Below are 19,749 nucleotides of genomic sequence, written 5' to 3' on the forward strand. Positions count from 1 at the left end.
TCCGGGGGAAATGACGACACTTGCTGCCAGCCGGCAGCGTTGTGCAACACAGTTTCAGTAGCGTGGAAAAAGAAAGTCCTGGGTCTCCATCGGCATCAGATCCTCGATCGGGCTGGAGCTTTTGCCCCGATGCCACACAGCAATGCCTCATGAGGCAATATGCCACAAACCGAGTTAAGTCGAATTAATCTCTGCTTGAATTTTATATTATTGATATTAAAGGATTTTTCATTTTCGCGCGACGATATTCAATCCTGGCATGGGGTTTGACTATTCATCTGTGAACTCACACAGGCGGGCAGCGTCGTCGGCCTCTAACGAAACGAAACTGAAACTGAAGGAGTGATTTATGAACAAGCTGTTGATCTCGTTGACTGCATCACTGGCACTGCTGGCATCCGGCCCTGTTTTTGCCCAGGATGAGAACCAGCAAAGCGGCGATGCCATGCAGGGTGAGCAAAGCGCTCCGCAGACTGATTTCAGCGACGGTGAGCTGGAAAGCTTCGTCAATGCCCAGAAAGGCATTAACGAAATCCGTGACGAGTACATGTCGAAAATCGAATCTGCCGACGACCAGGCCAAAGCTCAGGAGCTTCAGCAGGAAGCCAATGACGAAATGGTCAAGGTCATCGAAAGCGAGGGCATGGAAATCCAGACTTATAACAGCATCGCCACCGCTTACAACAGCGATCCTGAAACCCGCGAGCGTGTTGATTCCATGATGTAATCATCAACAGCAATTGCGATCGTCAGAAAATCCCGGACTTCCCCTCCGGGATTTTTTTATGCCCGGTCCCCCGCCAGTGCAACAATCTCAGGATACTCATGTATCCGTACAACCGGTTCAGCCTGCGCTTGCTGAACAGGAGAGCACACTTCATTCACCATCGCCCTGGCCAAGGTTGCGACCTCAATTCCACGGAATCTTTCCAGAGGGCCAATCAGCACCCGGTTGATGAGGGGCATGGCTTTCATTCCCAGGGCTTCAGCGGTGCGATGCTCTTCACGCTCGCCAAGCAGAAGGCTGGGCTGATAAATGGACAGGCAGGGGTAGCCCAGTGCTTTTACAGCGTCCTCCAGCTCGCCCTTTACACGATTGTAGAAAACCGTGGACGAAGACGAAGCCGCAATGGCCGACATCAGCATGAAAACCTTTGCTCCGTTTGCCCGGCCCAGCTCTGCCGCCTTCAGTGGGTAAGCAAAATCTACCCTGCGAAACTGGTCGCGGGAACCGGCTTTACTGATAGTCGTGCCAAGACAACAGATGATGGCATCCACCGCGAACAACCCGGCATGCTGATCCAGGCGGTCAAAATCAATCTCGTGCTGTTCCAGTTTGTCATGACTCAGAGCAAGTGAGCGACGCACCGGTGTGACAACCGATGACACTTCATTACTCGCCAGCAGACCTTCCAGCACCTTACCACCGGTCAGGCCGGTAGCACCCAACAGCATCACTTTCATAGAATCTCCCTCAACCAGGCAACTACCCCCGGATACCTTGTAGTGTCCAACACAAATTCCTGCCCCCGCGATGCACTGCGCAGATAACAGTCCTCCCCAGCTTTCGACCAACGGGCGAGGTTGCTGTGAAAACTCAATGCCGTCTCTGCCGACTCCGGGAAGAAACACCCCGGCAGTCGCCATAGCGTTTTTATGGCGGCGCCAGGGGCCGTCAGGCAACGCGAATCCTGCATGCGGGTGATAGCGGGCCCATGGCAATTCATCCTCTGCAAGATCATCAATCCGGTGCACCTCGCCCACCTGCAACCAGCCCCAAATCCCGTGAAACGGTCTGGCGTGCCTGACGAATTGCCAGGATGTGCCCTGCTTCTCCACATCCCGGAACAGGCCGAAAAACAGGAACAGATCGCCCACCCCTACCTGCTGTTTGCGAAGGTGTCCCTGGGCGGCGCCGGTCTGACCCAGGCACGGCCGCCAGCCGGTTTCCCGGGAATAAACATCGGCTATCAGGTCCGGGTCGAGGTGTGCTTTGCGGGTGCCGCCACGCCTGTTTCCCGTTAAACCGGAGACCAGTTTACCCACGTTAATGCCCTGATGATTGATGTCTTTGTACGCAATCCGGGAACGGGGGTCCGGAATCGGCAGAGTGTAGAACGAACTGTCAGGAAACACCGGGCTGGGACAACCGCCTGCAGACGAGTCAAAGCCCTTGCGGCTGAGGATCAGTTTCATAGATACATTTCGGTGCCGGAGAACAGATGGCAACCATATCACGTTGCGGAAAAGCAGTTTAAACTGACCGAAACCAGAAGCTGACTCAATGCCCTTTGCCCATGACTGATTTTGAAACCCTGAACATGCTGAAGGCCGCCTTTGAAGGCTGGTTCCGGCCCGGCATAACGGCCCTGCTTTCCGTTGTTTTCACCTTCCTGATTTACGAAGGTGTGGTCGCCATCATCAAGCGGCTCACACGCAGCAAAACCGTTCCTCGATTATTTCTTGATGCTTCCGAAACAGCACTGGGCATTGTCATTTCGCTTCTGGTACTCAACGGTATCCTGGAAACCTTCTCTTCCGATTTACCCTGGCTGAGCCACATCCAGCACGCCGCAACCCTTTTATTGATTATTGCGATTACCTGGGCGTTGGTCCGGTGCACCTCCGCTATCGGAAATGTCATTGTTGCCATGAATCCGGTGCTGGAGGGCCAGTGGAAACGGGCCCGCAAGGTGGAAACGCAGACACGTTTTCTGGTCAGGATACTGAACATCCTTGTCGTCATACTGGGCCTGGGTGCGGCACTGATGACCTTCGAACCGGTCCAGCACCTTGGCGGCAGCCTGCTGGCCTCCGCAGGCGTCGGCGGCATCATACTGGGCTTTGCCGCCAAACCGGTGCTCAGCAACCTGCTGGCAGGCATGCAGATCGCCCTGACTCAGCCTTTCCGCATAGACGACGTACTGTATGTACAGGGCGAATGGTGCTGGGTGGAGGAAGTGACGGCAACCTATGTGGTGCTTAGGGTCTGGGACCTGAGGCGGCTGGTGGTTCCACTGCAGTGGTTTATCGAGAACCCGTTCCAGAACTGGTCGCGAAACGACACCGAACTGACGGGGCCGGTGTTCCTGCATGTGGACTATTCCATGCCCATTGAACCACTGCGAACCGAATACGACCGCTTGCTGCGACAATCACCGCAATGGAACGGAAACACCGCGACGGTTCAGGTAACCGAGACCGGCGACACCAATATGCAGGTTCGCCTGTTGATGAGCGCCAAGGACTCATCGGGGCTGTGGGATCTCCGTTGCGCCATTCGTGAAGGCATGATCACCTTTATCCAGGAGCGGTTCCCTGACCAGCTGCCCCGCGTCCGTGCAAGGCTTGTTGATCAGCCTGATCAGTGAGGTGCAGCTTCGGTTACCCGGTCCACCAGATAAACCAGCCCGTGGTAATCAATTCCGCCGTGGCGGCTCAGGCCAATCTCGCAGGTGCGACTGGTGGAGATACCTTCTTCGCAACCGTCTATCTGACGGGGCAACGTTCGCAGGGCGTGACTGTTCAGTTCCGGCACATTGAACCCCTTGTCACCGGCAAAGGCGCAGCAGTGAATATCTTCCGGGATCACCACATTGGTGCTGCAGCGCCTTGCGATATCGATCAGACCCTGTGACTCACCCAGATGCTGGGTGCTGCAGGTAACATGGACCGCAATTGCCGTCTCTTCAGGCCGGAACACCAGGCGATCAACCAGCTTTTCACGGATAAACTTCACCGGGTCATACAGGTCCAGTCCCAGCTCACGGGCTGCCTCCTGAATCTGCAGGGTGCAGGGGCTGGTATCGCAGTAGACCGGATCTTTGCCGTTACGGGTAGCCGCCATCAGTGAATCCAACAGTTCCGTTTTCTTGCGGTCAGCCTGATCCGGATACCCCTTGGAGGCAAAAGGCTGGCCACAACACAAGCTATCCAGCCCTTGGGGATAGACCACCTGGTAGCCGCCCTTCTCCAGTAACTGGCGGGTCTTGTCCTGCAGCGTTGCCTGTTCTGCATCGCCACTGGCGGGGCCCATCACCCGGGAGACGCAGGCCGGCAGGTATACCACCCGTGGCGCATCAATGTCGGGTTTCGGGGTTGGCGGAACAAAACGGATTGGCTGTGGCATGGACGGATCCCACTGGGGCAGTCGCTGCCCGGATAGCTTTCTCAGCCCCGCACTCAGTTTTGTCAGCTTCGGCGCACCAAGAAGCCTTTCGGTGCCAGCGGCCATGGTAAGCACGAAACGTGCGCCACGCAGTACAGTCTGAAAATGCTCCGCCGTCCAATTGGCAGTGCCATCGTGGCCTGCCTGGTTAGCCCGCAGCTTGCGCACCAGGTCACCGGTATTGATGTCCACCGGGCAGCGCTGGGCGCAAAGGCCGGTCGCAGCGCAGGTGTCGATGCCCTGGTACTGGTAGGCAGCTTCCAGTTCCGAGGTATCCTTGCCGGCCCGTTTTTTCGCCTGGATATCACGCCAGATCACAATGCGCTGGCGGGGTGACAGGGTCAGCCCTTCCGACGGGCACACCGGCTCGCAGAATCCACACTCGATGCACTTGTCAACCAGTGGATCAGCCGCGGGTAACGGCTTGAGGTTTTTCAGGTGAATATCCTTGTCGTGGGAAAGAACCACGTCCGGGTTAAGCAGATTTTCCGGATCCAGCAGGCCCTTGATCTTCCACATCAGCTGCCAGGCGTCGTGCCCCCACTCCAGTTCCACGAATGGCGCCATATTACGACCGGTGCCGTGCTCCGCCTTGAGGGAGCCACCGAATTCGACCGCCACCAGCTGCGAGACGTCTTTCATGAAAGTGTCGTAGCGGACCACTTCTTCAGGGTCATCAAATCCCTGGGGAAATACAAAGTGGAGGTTTCCTTCCAGAGCATGACCGAAGATGATGGCATTGTCATAGCCATGTTTCACAAACAGCGCCTGAAGCCGCTTAACACCCTCGGCGAGCTGGTCAAGGGGGAAGGTAACATCCTCGATAATCACGGTGGTGCCGGTCGGCCGCACCGCACCTACGGCGGGGAAAGTACCCTTGCGAATCGCCCACAAAAGGTCAGACACCTTCGGATCCGTGGTGAAATCCACTTGCTGTTCCACCGGGAAATCCGCCAGGGCGTCCTTGATCTGAACCAGCTGCTCCTCCAGCAGGGTCTGATCGGGGGCCCGGGTCTCGATCAACAAGGCACAGGCATCATCCGATAATCCGTGAATCCACTCGGGAAGGCCAGGCTTGTCCTGAACCGAGCGCAAGCTGCGCCGGTCCAGCAGTTCTACCGCGTCCACCGGCTGGGAGCGCAGCATTGCGGCCGCACGACAACAGCTGTCGGCATTGGTAAACACCAGCAATCCGGTCGCCTTGTCGGGGTATTCCGGCACGGTGTTATAGGTAACCGAGCTGACAAACCCCAGGGTGCCTTCAGAACCCACCATCAGATGAGTGAGGATATCCATGGGGTCGCTGTAGTCCACCAGAGCATTGAGCGAAAGACCGGTGGTGTTTTTCAGTCGATACTTGTGGCGGATGCGGTCCGCCAATTGGGTGTTGGCACGGGTCTCTGCTGCCAGCTGTTCCAGCTCCTTCAGCAACCTGGCGTGGCTGGCCTGAAAGACCTTCACGCTGGCGAAGTCCTCGGTATCCACCACCGCCCCGTCCGCCAGCACAAGACGCATGCTGGCAAGGGTATGGTAGGTATTCTGGGCGGTGCCGCAGCACATACCGCTGGCGTTATTGGCAACAATGCCACCAATTTTACAGGCGTTGATGGAGGCCGGATCCGGGCCAATCTTGTAGCCATAAGGCGCCAGCCAGGCATTGGCCTGGGCACCTATGATGCCCGGCTGCAGGCGGATCTGGCGGCCCTCGTTGCGAATCTCGTGGTCTCTCCACTGATCACCCAGCACCAGCAGAATCGAGTCGCTGATCGCCTGGCCAGAAAGGCTGGTGCCTGCGGCCCGGAACGTCACCGGCGCTGCAAAGCGCCGGGCAATCTTCAGTACCCCGACGACCTCATCCTCGCTCTCCACCTTCACCACGGCGCCAGGAATCAACCGGTAGAAACTGGCGTCCGTGCCATAGGCCAGGGTCGACAACGGGTCGTCATAGACCCGCTCAGCCGGAACCAGCTCTTTGATTGCCGCGAGGGCTTCGGAGGAAAGGCTCATGAGGCTCCCATCAATGGATCAGTCACACCAAGCAGATAGGCCGCAACCAACGCAATCAGCCCGGTAAATAATATGTAGTATAGGGCGGGCCAGATGGTTTTACGCAGTGTGTGGCCTTCCTTGCCCAGCAGCCCCACAGTTGCAGATGCGGCCACCACGTTGTGAATGGCCACCATGTTACCGGCAGCAGCGCCAATGGCCTGCACGGCTACAATCAGCGCCGTAGAAAGGCTCAGGCCCTCGGCCACACCAAACTGGAACTGGCTGAACATCATGTTGGAAACTGTATTGGAGCCGGCCAGGAAAGCCCCCATGGCACCTACCGCCGGTGCCATCAACGGATAGATTCCGCCGACGGTATCGGAAACCCAGGTGGCCATGGCGATGGGCATGCTGGGCAGATCCGACATATTGACGCCGGAATTGATCAGGATACGGACCATGGGGACTGTGAACAGCAGCACGAAACCGGCGCTGAGAAGCACGCCACTGGACTCGCGAACCGCCGCCGTCAGCTCTTTCACCTGCATGCGATGGAGGAAGAAGGTGGCGATCACAATCATGATCAGAATGCCGCCGGGCAGGTACAGCGGCTGGAAGCTGGCGCTGATCCCCGCCTCACCCAGGATATCGGTCGCGCCCACAGACACCGCGGTAAAGGCCTCCTTGACCGCCGGCACCGTTCGGCTGATCACCAGCACCACACCCACCAGCACGTACGGCAACCAGGCGCGGAACGAGCTCATGGGCTTCTTGGTGAGCTCATCCAGTTTCATTTCAATGGTGCCAAGCCATTCGGAAGGCCACTCATTGCCGGGCGCAAAGTCCCAGTTGGTTTTCGGCAGCAGGAAACCTTTACGGGCCGCTGTGGTCACAATGGCAAGACCGATCAGACCGCCGAGCAGGGATGGGAATTCGGGGCCCAGTACAACACCGGTGATGGCATAGGGAACCACGAAAGAAACACCGGCAAACAGGGCAAACGGAAGAACCTCAAGACCTTCGCGCCAGCTCCGGTTCTTGCCGAAGAAGCGGGTCATCATCATCACCATGAACAGGGGCATGAACACACCCACAATTGCGTGAATAATGGCCACTTCAGAGGTGATCAGTTGCAGGTAGGCATCCCAGTTGGAGCCGGCCGCTTCCAGCCTTTCAGTGATACTGGATTTGTCGAGGCCAGTGGTCACGCCCACGATGATCGGAGTACCCACGGCACCGAAAGACACCGGCGTGCTCTGCACCATCATGCCCAGCATAACCGCGGCCATGGCCGGAAAGCCGATGGCCACCAGCAGCGGTGCGGCAATGGCCGCGGGGGTACCAAAGCCCGATGCCCCCTCTATAAAACAGCCGAACAGCCAGGTAATGATGATGGCCTGAACGCGTCGGTCCGGGCTGATATTGGCAAAACCAGCCCTGATGGCAGTAATACCGCCGGAATGCTTCAGTGTGTTCAGCAGCAGAATGGCGCCGAAAATGATCCACAACAGGCCAATGGTGATGCCCAGGCCCTGCAGCGTCGAGGCCAGGATGCGATTGAATGACATATCCCAGGCCGTGAGGCCGATGAGTGCCGTGACAATAAACACGATGGGCATGGAACGCCGCGCTGGCCAGCGCAGCCCGATCAGTAGAACACCCGCCAGCAGGATGGGGGTGAAGGCCAGTAAGGCGAGAACACCGGTGGACATCAGAGACTCCTGAACGTTATTTTTGGAGAAGTTGGATAATTGGTAATACCAATTTACAATGGCCGCTGAATACGATAGGGAAGTTTTCACGGGACTTCAAAGCGAATGACTAAGACATTAGTCGCGGTAGCGAGGTTTCGGGTTATCATTCATTCCCTTGGCCGTCATAATTAAAAAATGGTAAGACCAAAATGGAAGTACAATGAGCATCGGAAGAATTGCACCTAGACGCCTCGCAGACAGCATTGTCGAGGAACTGGAGAACATGATTCTGGAAGGCACCCTGCAACCCGGGGAGCGGCTTCCGGCTGAACGCAACCTGGCCGAGCGGTTCGGTGTATCGCGGCCATCATTACGGGAAGCCGTACAGCGAATGGCCACCAAAGGTCTGCTGGTCAGCCGCCAGGGTGGCGGACATTACGTGGCAGAATCACTGGGATCCAGCTTTACCGACCCACTGATAACCCTGCTGGAAGGACGGCCCGACGCCCAGCGGGACCTGCTGGAATACCGCCGCACCCTGGAAGCGGACTGCGCCTATTACGCAGCGTTGAGGGCAACGGCAGTGGACAAGGCACACCTCAAGACCGCCTACGAAAACCTGCAGGCCTGCTACGCCTCCGATGGCAAAAGTGATCTGGACCAGGAAGGTTCAGCCGACGCACGCTTTCATCTGGCCATTGCCGAAGCCAGCCACAATGTCATTCTCCTGCACACCATACGTGGTCTGTTCAGCCTGCTGGAAACCAACGTGGTCACCAATATCGGCGGCATGTATGCCAGGGAAAAGAAGACACGAAGCGAATTGATGGAACAGCATCGCCGGCTGTTCGAAGCCATTATCGAGGGCCGCGCGGACGACGCACGGTATTTCGCCGGACAGCACATTCAGTACGCCCAGCATGTGTTGTCAGAACAACACGAGAGTGACCGCAGGATGGAGCGCTCCCTGCGTCGGACCACACCGGGGGTGGCGGCCGAAACCGACAGGCCCGCGAAGGAACATTAGGCGACAGCGTTTCAGCCGTTTGAGGCCGTCAGTCCCGCTCCGCGCCGCGCAGAATGGCGTGCAGCAGTTCTTCCGCATCAAACTTGGTCAACGCCTCGTCTGCCCCTACCTGCTTGGCGTAGCTTACACTCATCTCACTGTTCAGTGACGTGTGGAGGATGATGTAAGGCTGTCTGAGAGAACTGCTGTCCCGTATGTTGAAGGTCAGCTCGTAGCCATCCAGCCCGGGCATTTCAATGTCACTCACCAGAATATCGATGGGCCTGCCATCGCTATTGGCGTTGTTCATCAAGTCCAGTGCATCCTGGCCATTGGTGGTCACGAAATAGGTCACGTCTTTGCTGTCCAGGGCATCAGACAGCTGTTTGCGGGCCACCTGGGAATCGTCCACCAGCAGGATGTTCAGTCCTTTCAGGGTTTCCCGCTGCACATCCGTCAGCACCACATCGGCGGGGTCAACAGACTCGGGATACACCCTCGACAGTAACAGCTCCACGTCCAGCAACTGGACGATCTGATCCTCAATGGTCACCAATCCGGTGATGAATGCCCGATCACCAAGGCTCTTGGGCGGAGGCATCACGTCCTTCCAGTCGGTTTCGACAATCTTCCGTACACTGCGCACCAGAAAGCCGATTTCCCGCCGCTGGATATCGGTCACGATGATCGACGCCGTCTTGCGCTCGTCCGCCGTCAGTGGCTGCGAACCAACCGCCGCCGCCATATCAATAACCGGTACTGCCGAGCCGCGAAAACTCATGGTGCCAACCACCGCCGAGTGGCTGTGGGGCAATTTGGTCAACGGAACAAACGGCATGATCTCACGGATTTTCAGGGTACCCAGCCCGAAGGGCCTTTGGCTTGTCAGATAAAACAACAACAGTTTCTGGGGGTGTTTGGTGCCCTCGGCCATAACCTTGTAACCTGTCTGGAACTTTGCGAAAAATGTATCAGGCCGACAATAACACGCCGGCCAGCCTCAATTTGTAAGATTTTGCAGCCGACGGCCCTACCCGAGATGAACGCCCCATGAAGAACCTGACCTTCTCCTCCCACTACGCCAGGGCCGTTCTGTACGGCCTGGAGAAAACAGGTGGTTATTCCGATGAACTGCTACGTAATAACGGCATTGATCCGGAATTCATTAGCTCACCACGTGCGCGGGTACCCACCGAGCAGTTCATACGCCTGTTCCGCCTGGTCTGGGGCAAGCTGGATGACGAATTCATGGGCCGTACCACACAGCCCTGTCGGGTGGGGCACTTTCACCTGATGGGATCGCTGGTGGTCCACAGCGCCAACCTTGAAGAGGTCATTCGCCAGAGCATTCGCTGTTACCGGCTGTTCTCGGACGACATCGTAATCGAACTGGACACCAGCGGTGAGGAAGCAGAGCTGAGCATGACTCATCGCCACCCTGAGCTCGACCCGGGCAACTTCCTTGTGGAGTGGCTGCTGCTGGTGTGGCATCGGTTAATAGGCTGGCTGATTGGCCGCAAGATTGTACTCAGCCACGCCACTTTTCAGCATGGACTGCCGAACCATTTTGATGAGTACCGGTTTGTCTTTCCCTGCCAGTGTTTCTTCAATCGCAAGCGCAACAGCCTGTTTTTCAGCCACAACTACCTGGATATGCCGGTTACCCGGACACCGGAAGAGCTGGACGAGTTCATCGCGCAGTCGCCCCGTAACCTGCTGATCTGGACCGACGACGATGACAGCCTGACCACACGGGTGCGGCAGATTCTGGAGAATGTGCATGACGAACGGTTACCCGCCCTGGAGCAGGTGGCGGAAGAACTTCACATGACGGCCTATACCCTGTCGCGAAAGCTGAAGGCGGAGGGCAGTGCCTACCAGAAGGTCAAGGACAACCTGCGGCGGGACCAGGCGGTGATCATGCTCACGCGCCAGAACCTGACGGTATCCGAGATTTCATCACAGCTGGGGTTTGCCGAGCCCGGTGCCTTTTCCCGTGCCTTCAAGCACTGGACCGGGCTCAGCCCACTGGCCTACCGCAAGCAGGACCAGTAGTTTCATCCCTGTTTTTACAGCAGTTCGATGGCGACCGCTGTGCCTTCACCACCACCGATGCACAGGGACGCCACGCCGCGCTTGAGGCCACGCTGTTTCAGGGCGTTAATCAGGGTGACCATGATCCGCGAGCCGGAGGAACCAATGGGATGGCCCAGGGCGCAGGCGCCGCCATGGACGTTAACTTTGTCGGCGTCCAGGCCAAGCTCGTTGATGGCCGCCAGGGTAACCACGGCAAAGGCTTCGTTGATCTCGAAGAGATCGACGTCGTCGCGGCTCCAGCCGGCTTTTTTCAGGACCTTTTCAATGGCACCGATGGGCGCGAGGGTAAACTCGGCCGGCAGGCGGGCGTGGGTGGCGTGGGCCACAATGCGTGCCTGGGGTGTGAGGCCGCGCTTCTCGGCTTCTTCACGGCTGGCCAGCACCATGGCGGAGGCGCCGTCGCTGATGGAGCTGGAGTTGGCGGCAGTGACGGTGCCGTCTTTGGCGAACGCCGGTTTCAACTGGGGGATCTTTTCCGGCCGGGCTTTGCCGGGCTGTTCGTCGGTATCGACGGCGGTGTCACCACCACGTCCGGAGACGGTCACGGGGGTAATTTCTTCGGCGAAGCCGCCATTCTTGATGGCCGCCAGGGAACGCTCGAGGGAGGCGATGGCGAAGTTGTCCATGGCTTCGCGGCTGATATCGTATTTGTCCGCGGTACGCTGGGCGAATACGCCCATAAGACCGCCTTCGTAGGCGTCTTCAAGGCCGTCGAGGAACATGGAGTCCATGATCTGGCCATGGCCCATGCGATAGCCGGCGCGGGCCTTGGGCAGCAGATAAGGCGCCTGGCTCATGTTTTCCATGCCGCCGGCGATCATGATGCTGTTGGTGCCAGCTTTGATCTGGTCGTGGGCCATGATCATGGCCTGCATGCCGGAGCCGCACATTTTGTTGATGGTGGTGCAGCCGCTGGAATCAGGGATGCCCGAGGCGCGGGAGGCCTGGCGTGCCGGGGCCTGGCCCAGACCACCTGGCAGTACGCAGCCCATGATGACTTCCTGGATATCGGCGGGTTGCAGGCCGCTTCTTTCAATGGCTGCCTTGATGGAGGTGGCGCCCAGTTCCGGGGAACGCACGGAGCTCAGGTCGCCCATCAATCCGCCCATGGGGGTTCTGGCGGAGCCTGCTATTACTACTTCTGTGTTTGACATTTTTCGTGCCCTCTTTAGTTCTGTAAGACTGCTAGTTCGGGAGTTGGCCGGGTGGCGCCCCTCCCCTCCGGGACACGCCGTTAATACGTCCATGTAGGCTCGTAAAAAACATCCCTGTTTTTTACGGTCCCGGAGGGGAGGAGCGCCACCCAGCTTCCGGCTTGTGAGTTATCTCCTGGTCTGATTCAGGATTGTGTTTACGCTTTTCCTAAAACAGATCTCGCGATGATTTCTTTCATCACCTCGGATGTACCGCCGTAGATTCTTTGTACCCTCGCATCGATAAACGCTCTCGAAATCGGGTACTCACTGGTGTAACCGTAACCGCCGAACAACTGCAGGCAGCCGTCTGCCACCCGGCACTGCATCTCCGTGGCGCTGTACTTGGCCATAGAAGCTGTGGCGGCGTCGAGTTCGCCTTTTTCGTACAGGGCGATGCATTCGTCGACGAAGGCGCGGTTGACGCGGCAGTCGGTTTCCATGCGGGCGATTTCGAAGCGTGTGTTCTGCAGTTGGGCCAGTTTCTGGCCGAACAGTTCCCGCTCCTGGGCGTAGGTGATAGTCAGGTCCAAAGCACCACGGGCTGCGGCTACACCCAGGGCGCCGATGACCAGGCGTTCGCGGGGGAGTTCGCGCATCAGGTACATGAAGCCCTGGCCTTCTTCACCCAGTAGCGCCGAGCCAGGGATGCGCATGTCGGAGAAGAACATTTCCGAGGTATCGCCGGAGTGCTGGCCGATTTTGTCGAGGTTGCGGCCTTTGCTGTAGCCGGGTAATGAGGTGTCTACCAGGAACAGGCTGATGCCCCGGGCGCCGGCTTTGGGGTCGGTTTTGGCGGCGACGATGACCATGTCGGCGTGCTGACCGTTGGTGATGAAGGTTTTTGAGCCGTTGAGGATGTAGTCGTCCCCGTCTTTCACCGCATTGGTGCGGATGGCCTGCAGGTCGCTGCCGGCACCGGGTTCGGTCATGGCGATGGCGCCGACGGCTTCGCCGGAGACCATTTTCGGCAGCCAGTGCTGGCGCTGTTCTTCGTTGCCAATGTGGCTGAGATACGGCGCGACAATGTCGGAATGCACCATGACGTTGGTGGACAGGGCACCGAAGCCCATGCGGGCCATTTCTTCGCCCACGATAACGGAGTACAGGAAGGGTGCGCCGCAGCCGCCCCAGTCTTCGGGGACGTCGACGCACAGCATGCCGGCGTTGCCCAGGGTGTTCCACAGTTCCCGGGGTACGATGCCGGATTTTTCCCAGGCTTCGTAGTGCGGCGTTACCTCGGTTTCCAGGGCCTTGATGACGGACTCCCGGAACATTTCGAGCTCTTCTTTATCAACAACGCTGGTCATGGTTGTCTCCTTCCTGTTACTTGGGCGCCATTCGCAGGGCGTTGTCGAGGCGGATCACCTCGCCATTGAGAATCGGGTTGCGCACCATCTGGTCCACCAGCATGCCAAATTCCTCAGCCTTGCCCAGGCGCTTTGGGAACGGCAGTGTGGCGGCCAGGCTGTCCTGCACTTCCTGGGGCATGCCGGCCATCATCGGGGTCATGAAGATGCCCGGGGCGATGGTGTTCACGCGGATGCCTTCCCGCGCCAGTTCCCGTGCGGACTGCAGGGTCATGGCCACAACGCCGCCCTTGGAGGCGCTGTAGGCGGCCTGGCCAATCTGGCCTTCGAAGGCCGCAACAGAAGCCGTGGAGATCACCACGCCCCGCTCGCCGTCCGCGTTAGGCTCACGCTGGGCCATGTCGGCAGCGGCCAGGCGCATGATGTTGAAGGTGCCAATCAGGTTGACCTGGATAACCTTGTTGAAGTTCTCCAGCGGCATGGGGCCTTCCTTGCCGAGTATCTTGGCGGCAGGCGCAATGCCGGCACAGTTGACAGCAATGCCACACAAACCGTGGGCGTCGCGGGCGGCTTTTACAGCGGCTTCGGCGCTTTCGGAAGAAGACACGTCACATTCGATGAACACGCCGCCAATGTCCTTTGCCACGGCTTCGCCCTGCTCTTTTTGCAGATCAAGAATGGCAACCTTGCAGCCGGCAGCTGCCAGAGCGCGAGCGGCGCCTTCGCCGAGGCCTGATGCACCACCGGTTACAATGGCTGGTACTCCCTGAAATTCCATGATGAGCTCCTGATATCAGCAAAGCCGGCGAAGCCACAACGGCCCGCCGGTAAACAGTTTGAATTCGGATAGAAGTCAGTCTGTCTCAGTCACCTCCTGGGCGCCATGACATAACCGGGCAGGAAATTTGATAAAAAATGACACGCCGGAGCCACTTCCATGCTCGCCCCGGCATTTACAAGTTGCGGTCAGAGTTTTTTGGCGTCGTCCCGCAGCACGAACTTCTGGATCTTACCGGTATTGGTTTTTGGCAGCTCGCTGAAAACAATGGTCTTGGGAATCTTGTACCCGGCCATTCGCTCCCGGCAGAAGGCGATGATGTCGTCTTCGCTGACATCTCCTGCCTCCGGTTTCAGGGTGACGAATGCACAGGGTGTCTCACCCCATTTTTCATCGGGCCTTGCCACCACGGCGGCCTCGAGGATATCGGGGTGACGGTAAAGCACGTCTTCCACTTCGATGGTGGAGATGTTCTCACCACCGGAGATGATGATATCCTTCAACCGGTCCTTGATCTCGGCATAACCATCCGGATGCCACACGGCCAGGTCGCCAGTGTGGAACCAGCCGCCCCGCAGGGCTTCAGCTGTGGCCTTGGGATTCTTCAGGTAGCCCTTCATCACCGTGTTCCCACGCAGGAAGATCTCGCCGATGGTTTTGCCGTCTTTAGGCACCGATTCCATGGTCTCCGGATCTCCCACCATCATGCCGGCCAATGTGTGGTAGCGAACGCCCTGTCGAGCCTTGATGCGGGCACGTTCTTCCACGGGCAGGTCATCCCATTCCGATTTCCATGCGCAAACGGTCACCGGGCCATACACCTCTGTAAGACCGTAAACGTGGGTCACCTGGAAGCCCATCTCCTCAATTGCCTCAATCACCTTGGCCGGGGGCGCCGCGCCGGCGGTCATTGCCTGTACGGTATGGCTGAAGCTGGACTTGGAGGCCTCTGACGCACCCAACAGGGTGTTCAGTACTATCGGCGCACCACACATATGGCTGACCTTGTGCTCACTGATCAGCTGCAGGATCTTCTCCGGGTCCACCTTGCGCAGGCAAACATGTGTGCCTGCAAAGGCGGTAATGGTCCAGGGGAAACACCAGCCATTGCAGTGGAACATCGGCAGTGTCCACAGGTACACCGGGTGCATGCCCATGGACCAGACCGCCTGGTTGCCCATGGCATTCTCGTAAGCCCCGCGATGGTGATAAACCACCCCTTTAGGGTTGCCGGTGGTGCCGGAGGTATAGCAAAGGGAAATCGCATCCCATTCATCCGCCGGCATCTGCCAGTCGAATTCCGGATCGCCACTGGCCAGGAAGGCCTCGTAATCCAGATCACTGACCCGGGTGCCATCACCACCAAATTCAGGATCATTAACATCGATCAACTGCGGGGGATTATCCAGCAGGCCAATGGCTTTATTGATCACATCCCCGAATTCCCGGTCCGCGATCAGCACCTTCGCTTCGCCATGTTCCAGCATGAAGGCAACGGCCTCTGCATCCAGCCGGGTATTCAGTGCATTCAGCACCCCGCCCAGCATGGGAACGCCGAAATGACATTCCAGCATCTCGGGAATGTTCGGCATCATCGCCGCGACTGTATCGCCCTTTCCAATCCCTTTCGCTGACAGTGCCGACGCAAGGCGACGGCAACGCTCATAGGTTTCCTGCCAGTTACGGCGTGTCTGGCCATGAATCACCGCCGGGTATTCGGGGTACACACTGGCCGTACGCTCGAGGAAATCCAGTGGCGTCAGGGTCGCATGGTTTGCATCGGTGGGCTCAAGGCCCTGATCAAAAATCGAAGTCATACCGGTCTCCTGATGTTGTTGTTCTGGATTGGTATCCTGTCCCCATGACTATAGGGCAACCAGCGCATTTTGACACTCCGGCCACGCGCCAAAAAATATTTCTCCCCGCCACCCAAATTCAATCCGGAAAATACTTTACGTTTACGTAAACTTTATCTAACCTAAGTCTAAAAAAGGAAACCGCCATGGACATCAAGAAAACTTACAGCATCAGCGAACTCGCGAAGGAGTTCGACGTAACCACGCGAAGCGTACGTTTTTACGAAGACCAGGGCCTGCTGCACCCCACCAGACGCGGCCAGACCCGCATCTTCAGCTCCAAAGACCGGGTGCGCCTGAAGCTGATCCTGCGCGGCAAGCGCATGGGCTTTTCCCTGGCGGAAACCAAGGAGCTGTTCGACCTGTGGGACGAAACCCTCAGCGGTAACGAGAAACAGCTCCTGCTGATGCTGGACACACTGGCCCGCAAACGGGCGCAGCTTGAGCAGCAAAAGAACGACATTGCCCAGGCGGAAATGGAAATGGACACGGCAGAGGCAAGATGCCGCGAAGCGCTTGCTGATCTGCAGAAGAAAAAGCTTCAACAGAAAAGGGCCACAAACGAAGAGCCTGAAGTTATTGAACAGAAATAGTGGCGGACACCGGAGCGAGCGGAACCCGCGACCAACTCCAAATTTGAGAGTAAAAGGTAGCCAACAATGAAATCACAATACTCAGAATTGAACTTCGGTCTCGGTGAGACCATCGATATGCTCCGCGAGCAGATCAATGGCTTTGCCGCCAAAGACATCGCGCCGCGCGCCGAAGACATCGACCATGAAAACCTCTTCCCCAACGACCTGTGGAAAAAGTTCGGTGACATGGGCCTGCTGGGTATTACCGCCGACGAAGCCTACGGCGGCTCCGGCATGGGCTACCTGGCACATGTGGTTGCCATGGAAGAAATCAGCCGCGCATCGGCCTCCGTTGGCCTGTCTTACGGCGCGCACTCCAACCTGTGCGTTAATCAGATCAACCGCAACGGCACCGACGAGCAGAAAGAAAAATACCTGCCCAAGCTCATCAGCGGTGAACACATCGGCGCCCTGGCCATGTCCGAGCCCAACGCCGGTTCCGACGTGGTTTCCATGAAACTCAGCGCCAAAGACGCCGGCGACCACTACGTGCTCAACGGCAGCAAAATGTGGATCACCAACGGCCCCGACGCCAATGTCTACGTGATCTACGCCAAAACCGACCCGTCTGCAGGCCCCCGTGGCATCACCGCCTTCATCGTGGAACGCGGTACTCCCGGCTTCAGCCAGGCTCAGAAGCTGGACAAACTCGGCATGCGCGGCTCCAACACCTGTGAACTGGTCTTCGAAGACGCCCAGGTGCCCAAGGAAAACGTCATGGGCGGTCTCGGCAACGGCGCCAAGGTTCTCATGAGCGGCCTGGACTACGAACGTCTGGTCCTCGCCGGCGGCCCGCTGGGCATCATGCAGGCCGCCATGGACGTGGTGGTTCCCTATATCCGCGAACGCAAACAGTTCGGCCAGGCCATCGGCGAATTCGAACTGGTGCAGGGCAAAGTCGCCGACATGTACACCTGGATGAACACCGCCAAGTCCTACGTCTACATGGTCGCCATGTCCGCCGACCGCGGCAATACCACCAGAAAAGACGCCGCCGGCGCGATTCTCTATTCCGCGGAAATGGCCACCAAACTGGCTCTGGACGCGATCCAGTTGCTGGGCGGCAACGGCTACATAAACGAATACCCGACAGGCCGCCTGTTACGTGACGCCAAACTGTACGAAATCGGAGCCGGCACGTCCGAAATCCGCCGTATGCTGATCGGCCGCGAACTGTACCTGAACAACTAGGCCCGCTGTTCCGGGTGGAGGCGGTTGGCCTCAAACAGAAGTGCAAAGAGCGGATAGCAACCAAATTCAGACGAGGGTCTGGTGGCCTGGCGATCCGGGACCGTAAAAAACAGGGATGTTTTTTACGAGCCTACATGGACGTATTCACGGCGTGTCACGGATCGCCAGGCCACCAGACCCGACGCACGGACTCAGACACACGGACTAAAATGCTATGACGGTACTCCAAAGCAAAGTTAACCCAAGGTCCGAAGAATTCCAGGCCAACCAGGACACCATGGCAAAAGCCGTGGCCGACCTGCGGGACAAAGTCGCTACCATCCAACAGGGCGGCGGCCCCTCCTACCAGGAACGCCATATCGCTCGTGGCAAACTGCTCCCCCGCGAGCGCATCAACCGCCTGCTGGACGACGGCTCCCCCTTCCTGGAAGTGGGCCAGTTTGCCGCCTATAACGTCTACGACGAAGAAGTCCCCGCGGCTGGCCTGGTTACCGGCGTGGGCCGGGTTTCCGGCACCGAATGCATGATCATCGCCAATGATGCCACCGTGAAAGGCGGCAGCTACTACCCGCTGACGGTGAAGAAACACCTGCGTGCCCAGGAAATCGCCCTGCAGAATCGCCTGCCCTGTATTTACCTGGTGGACTCCGGCGGTGCCAACCTGCCACGGCAGGACGAAGTCTTCCCGGACCGCGACCACTTCGGCCGCATCTTCTACAACCAGGCCAGAATGTCCGCCGACGACATTCCCCAGATCGCCGTCGTCATGGGTCTTTGCACCGCCGGCGGCGCCTACGTGCCCGCCATGGCCGATGAATCCATCATCGTGCGCAACCAGGGCACCATCTTTCTGGCCGGCCCGCCGCTGGTAAAAGCCGCCACCGGTGAAGTGGTCAGCGCCGAAGACCTGGGCGGGGCCGACGTACACTGCAAAATCTCCGGTGTGGCCGACCATTACGCCGAAAACGACGCCCACGCCCTGGAGATTGCCCGGCGCTGCATTTCCAACCTCAACCGCCGCAAACCGGCCGACGTGGAGATCCGCAAACCCAAGGCACCACTGTTCAACGCCGAAGAAATCTACGGCATCGTGGGTACCGATTTACGCAAACAGTTCGACGTGCGCGACGTTATCGCCCGCATCGTCGACGGCTCCGAATTCGACGAATTCAAACGCTATTACGGCCAGACCCTGGTCACCGGCTTCGCCCATATCCACGGCTACCCGGTGGGCATCATCGCCAACAACGGCATCCTGTTCAGCGAGTCCGCCCAGAAGGGCGCGCACTTTATTGAACTGTGCTGCCAGCGCAACATCCCGCTGCTGTTCCTGCAGAACATCACCGGCTTTATGGTGGGCCAGAAGCACGAAGCCGACGGTATCGCCAAGCACGGCGCAAAAATGGTGATGGCGGTAGCCTGTGCTGAAGTACCAAAGATCACCGTACTGATCGGTGGCTCTTTTGGCGCGGGCAACTATGGCATGTGTGGCCGCGCCTACAGCCCCGACTTCCTGTGGATGTGGCCCAACGCCCGCATCTCCGTGATGGGCGGCGAGCAGGCTGCCGGTGTGCTGGCCACCGTTCGCCGAGAAGGCATGGAGCGCAAGGGCCAGGAATGGAGCACCGAAGAAGAAGCGGAATTCAAGAAGCCTATCGTCGACTCCTATGAACACCAGGGGCACCCATACTACGCCAGCGCCCGTCTGTGGGACGACGGCGTGATTGACCCGGCCCAGACCCGTGAAGTGGTCGCTCTGAGCCTGTCCGCCACCCTTAACCGCCCGGCCAAGCCAACACGCTTCGGCGTGTTCCGCATGTAACGGAGGACAA

Annotated in this window: 15 protein-coding genes and 1 pseudogene; 7 read left to right on the top strand and 9 right to left on the bottom strand. The window is 58.3% G+C overall.

The genetic code is table 11. The features are described 5' to 3' along the window. The first annotated feature begins 349 nt into the window (after positions 1 to 349). A complete protein-coding gene (locus tag ACESMB_RS08795; protein WP_372926192.1) occupies positions 350 to 727 on the top strand; it encodes a DUF4168 domain-containing protein in 378 nt (125 codons plus the stop codon). 56 nt (positions 728 to 783) lie between these two features. Here ACESMB_RS08795 and ACESMB_RS08800 read toward each other — a convergent pair whose 3' ends face one another. Together ACESMB_RS08800 and ACESMB_RS08805 are read right to left on the bottom strand one after the other, a co-directional pair. Continuing rightward, positions 784 to 1,464, bottom strand: coding sequence for an NAD-dependent epimerase/dehydratase family protein (locus ACESMB_RS08800; protein WP_372926191.1), 681 nt, complete (start codon positions 1,462 to 1,464; stop codon positions 784 to 786). Next, a pseudogene (locus ACESMB_RS08805) lies at positions 1,461 to 2,196 on the bottom strand (hypothetical protein). The gene ACESMB_RS08800 and the pseudogene ACESMB_RS08805 overlap by 4 nt, the downstream one beginning before the upstream one ends. A 101-nt stretch (positions 2,197 to 2,297) precedes the next feature. On the opposite strand from ACESMB_RS08805, the gene ACESMB_RS08810 reads away from it, so the two are divergent. Further along, positions 2,298 to 3,371, top strand: a complete 1,074-nt coding sequence (locus ACESMB_RS08810) for a mechanosensitive ion channel family protein (RefSeq protein ID WP_372926190.1) — start codon at positions 2,298 to 2,300, stop codon at positions 3,369 to 3,371. Here ACESMB_RS08810 and ACESMB_RS08815 read toward each other — a convergent pair. After that, a complete protein-coding gene (locus ACESMB_RS08815; RefSeq protein WP_372926189.1) occupies positions 3,365 to 6,175 on the bottom strand; it encodes an FAD-binding and (Fe-S)-binding domain-containing protein in 2,811 nt (936 codons plus the stop codon). The genes ACESMB_RS08810 and ACESMB_RS08815 overlap by 7 nt on opposite strands. Beyond that, on the bottom strand, positions 6,172 to 7,869 hold the full coding sequence (locus ACESMB_RS08820) for an L-lactate permease (RefSeq protein ID WP_372926188.1): 1,698 nt from the start codon (positions 7,867 to 7,869) through the stop codon (positions 6,172 to 6,174). The genes ACESMB_RS08815 and ACESMB_RS08820 overlap by 4 nt, the downstream gene beginning before the upstream one ends. Before the next feature lie 202 nt (positions 7,870 to 8,071). Between ACESMB_RS08820 and ACESMB_RS08825 the strand changes: the two genes are divergently transcribed. Beyond that, positions 8,072 to 8,878, top strand: coding sequence for a GntR family transcriptional regulator (locus ACESMB_RS08825; protein ID WP_372926187.1), 807 nt, complete (start codon positions 8,072 to 8,074; stop codon positions 8,876 to 8,878). A gap of 28 nt (positions 8,879 to 8,906) precedes the next feature. Here ACESMB_RS08825 and ACESMB_RS08830 read toward each other — a convergent pair whose 3' ends face one another. After that, on the bottom strand, positions 8,907 to 9,791 hold the full coding sequence (locus ACESMB_RS08830) for a chemotaxis protein (protein ID WP_372926186.1): 885 nt from the start codon (positions 9,789 to 9,791) through the stop codon (positions 8,907 to 8,909). A gap of 116 nt (positions 9,792 to 9,907) precedes the next feature. Between ACESMB_RS08830 and ACESMB_RS08835 the strand changes: the two genes are divergently transcribed. Next, on the top strand, positions 9,908 to 10,912 hold the full coding sequence (locus ACESMB_RS08835) for an AraC family transcriptional regulator (protein WP_372971349.1): 1,005 nt from the start codon (positions 9,908 to 9,910) through the stop codon (positions 10,910 to 10,912). Between the two features lie 14 nt (positions 10,913 to 10,926). Here ACESMB_RS08835 and ACESMB_RS08840 read toward each other — a convergent pair whose 3' ends face one another. The 4 genes from ACESMB_RS08840 to ACESMB_RS08855 all read right to left on the bottom strand — a co-directional run bounded on the left by ACESMB_RS08840 (position 10,927) and on the right by ACESMB_RS08855 (position 16,052). Continuing rightward, positions 10,927 to 12,108 (bottom strand): thiolase family protein, encoded by a 1,182-nt coding sequence (locus ACESMB_RS08840; protein ID WP_372926184.1) that lies wholly within the window; start codon positions 12,106 to 12,108, stop codon positions 10,927 to 10,929. A 197-nt stretch (positions 12,109 to 12,305) separates the two neighbouring features. Then, positions 12,306 to 13,457 (bottom strand): acyl-CoA dehydrogenase family protein, encoded by a 1,152-nt coding sequence (locus tag ACESMB_RS08845; protein ID WP_372971350.1) that lies wholly within the window; start codon positions 13,455 to 13,457, stop codon positions 12,306 to 12,308. Between the two features lie 16 nt (positions 13,458 to 13,473). Continuing rightward, positions 13,474 to 14,235, bottom strand: a complete 762-nt coding sequence (locus tag ACESMB_RS08850; RefSeq protein WP_372971351.1) for an SDR family NAD(P)-dependent oxidoreductase — start codon at positions 14,233 to 14,235, stop codon at positions 13,474 to 13,476. A gap of 188 nt (positions 14,236 to 14,423) precedes the next feature. After that, the gene (locus ACESMB_RS08855; RefSeq protein WP_372926181.1) at positions 14,424 to 16,052 is read right to left on the bottom strand and encodes an acyl-CoA synthetase; all 1,629 of its coding nucleotides are present in this window, start codon (positions 16,050 to 16,052) and stop codon (positions 14,424 to 14,426) included. A gap of 185 nt (positions 16,053 to 16,237) precedes the next feature. Between ACESMB_RS08855 and ACESMB_RS08860 the strand changes: the two genes are divergently transcribed. The 3 genes from ACESMB_RS08860 to ACESMB_RS08870 all read left to right on the top strand — a co-directional run bounded on the left by ACESMB_RS08860 (position 16,238) and on the right by ACESMB_RS08870 (position 19,739). Next, complete coding sequence (locus ACESMB_RS08860) at positions 16,238 to 16,684, top strand: MerR family transcriptional regulator (protein ID WP_372926180.1); 447 nt, start codon at positions 16,238 to 16,240, stop codon at positions 16,682 to 16,684. A gap of 66 nt (positions 16,685 to 16,750) precedes the next feature. After that, positions 16,751 to 17,917 carry an isovaleryl-CoA dehydrogenase gene (locus ACESMB_RS08865; RefSeq protein ID WP_372926179.1) on the top strand — a complete coding sequence of 389 codons (1,167 nt, stop codon included), beginning with the start codon at positions 16,751 to 16,753 and terminating at the stop codon, positions 17,915 to 17,917. A 214-nt stretch (positions 17,918 to 18,131) separates the two neighbouring features. After that, positions 18,132 to 19,739, top strand: a complete 1,608-nt coding sequence (locus ACESMB_RS08870) for a carboxyl transferase domain-containing protein (protein ID WP_372926177.1) — start codon at positions 18,132 to 18,134, stop codon at positions 19,737 to 19,739. The last annotated feature ends 10 nt before the right edge of the window (positions 19,740 to 19,749 follow it).

The sequence above is a fragment of the Marinobacter sp. genome (assembly GCF_041686475.1).
Lineage (GTDB): Bacteria > Pseudomonadota > Gammaproteobacteria > Pseudomonadales > Oleiphilaceae > Marinobacter.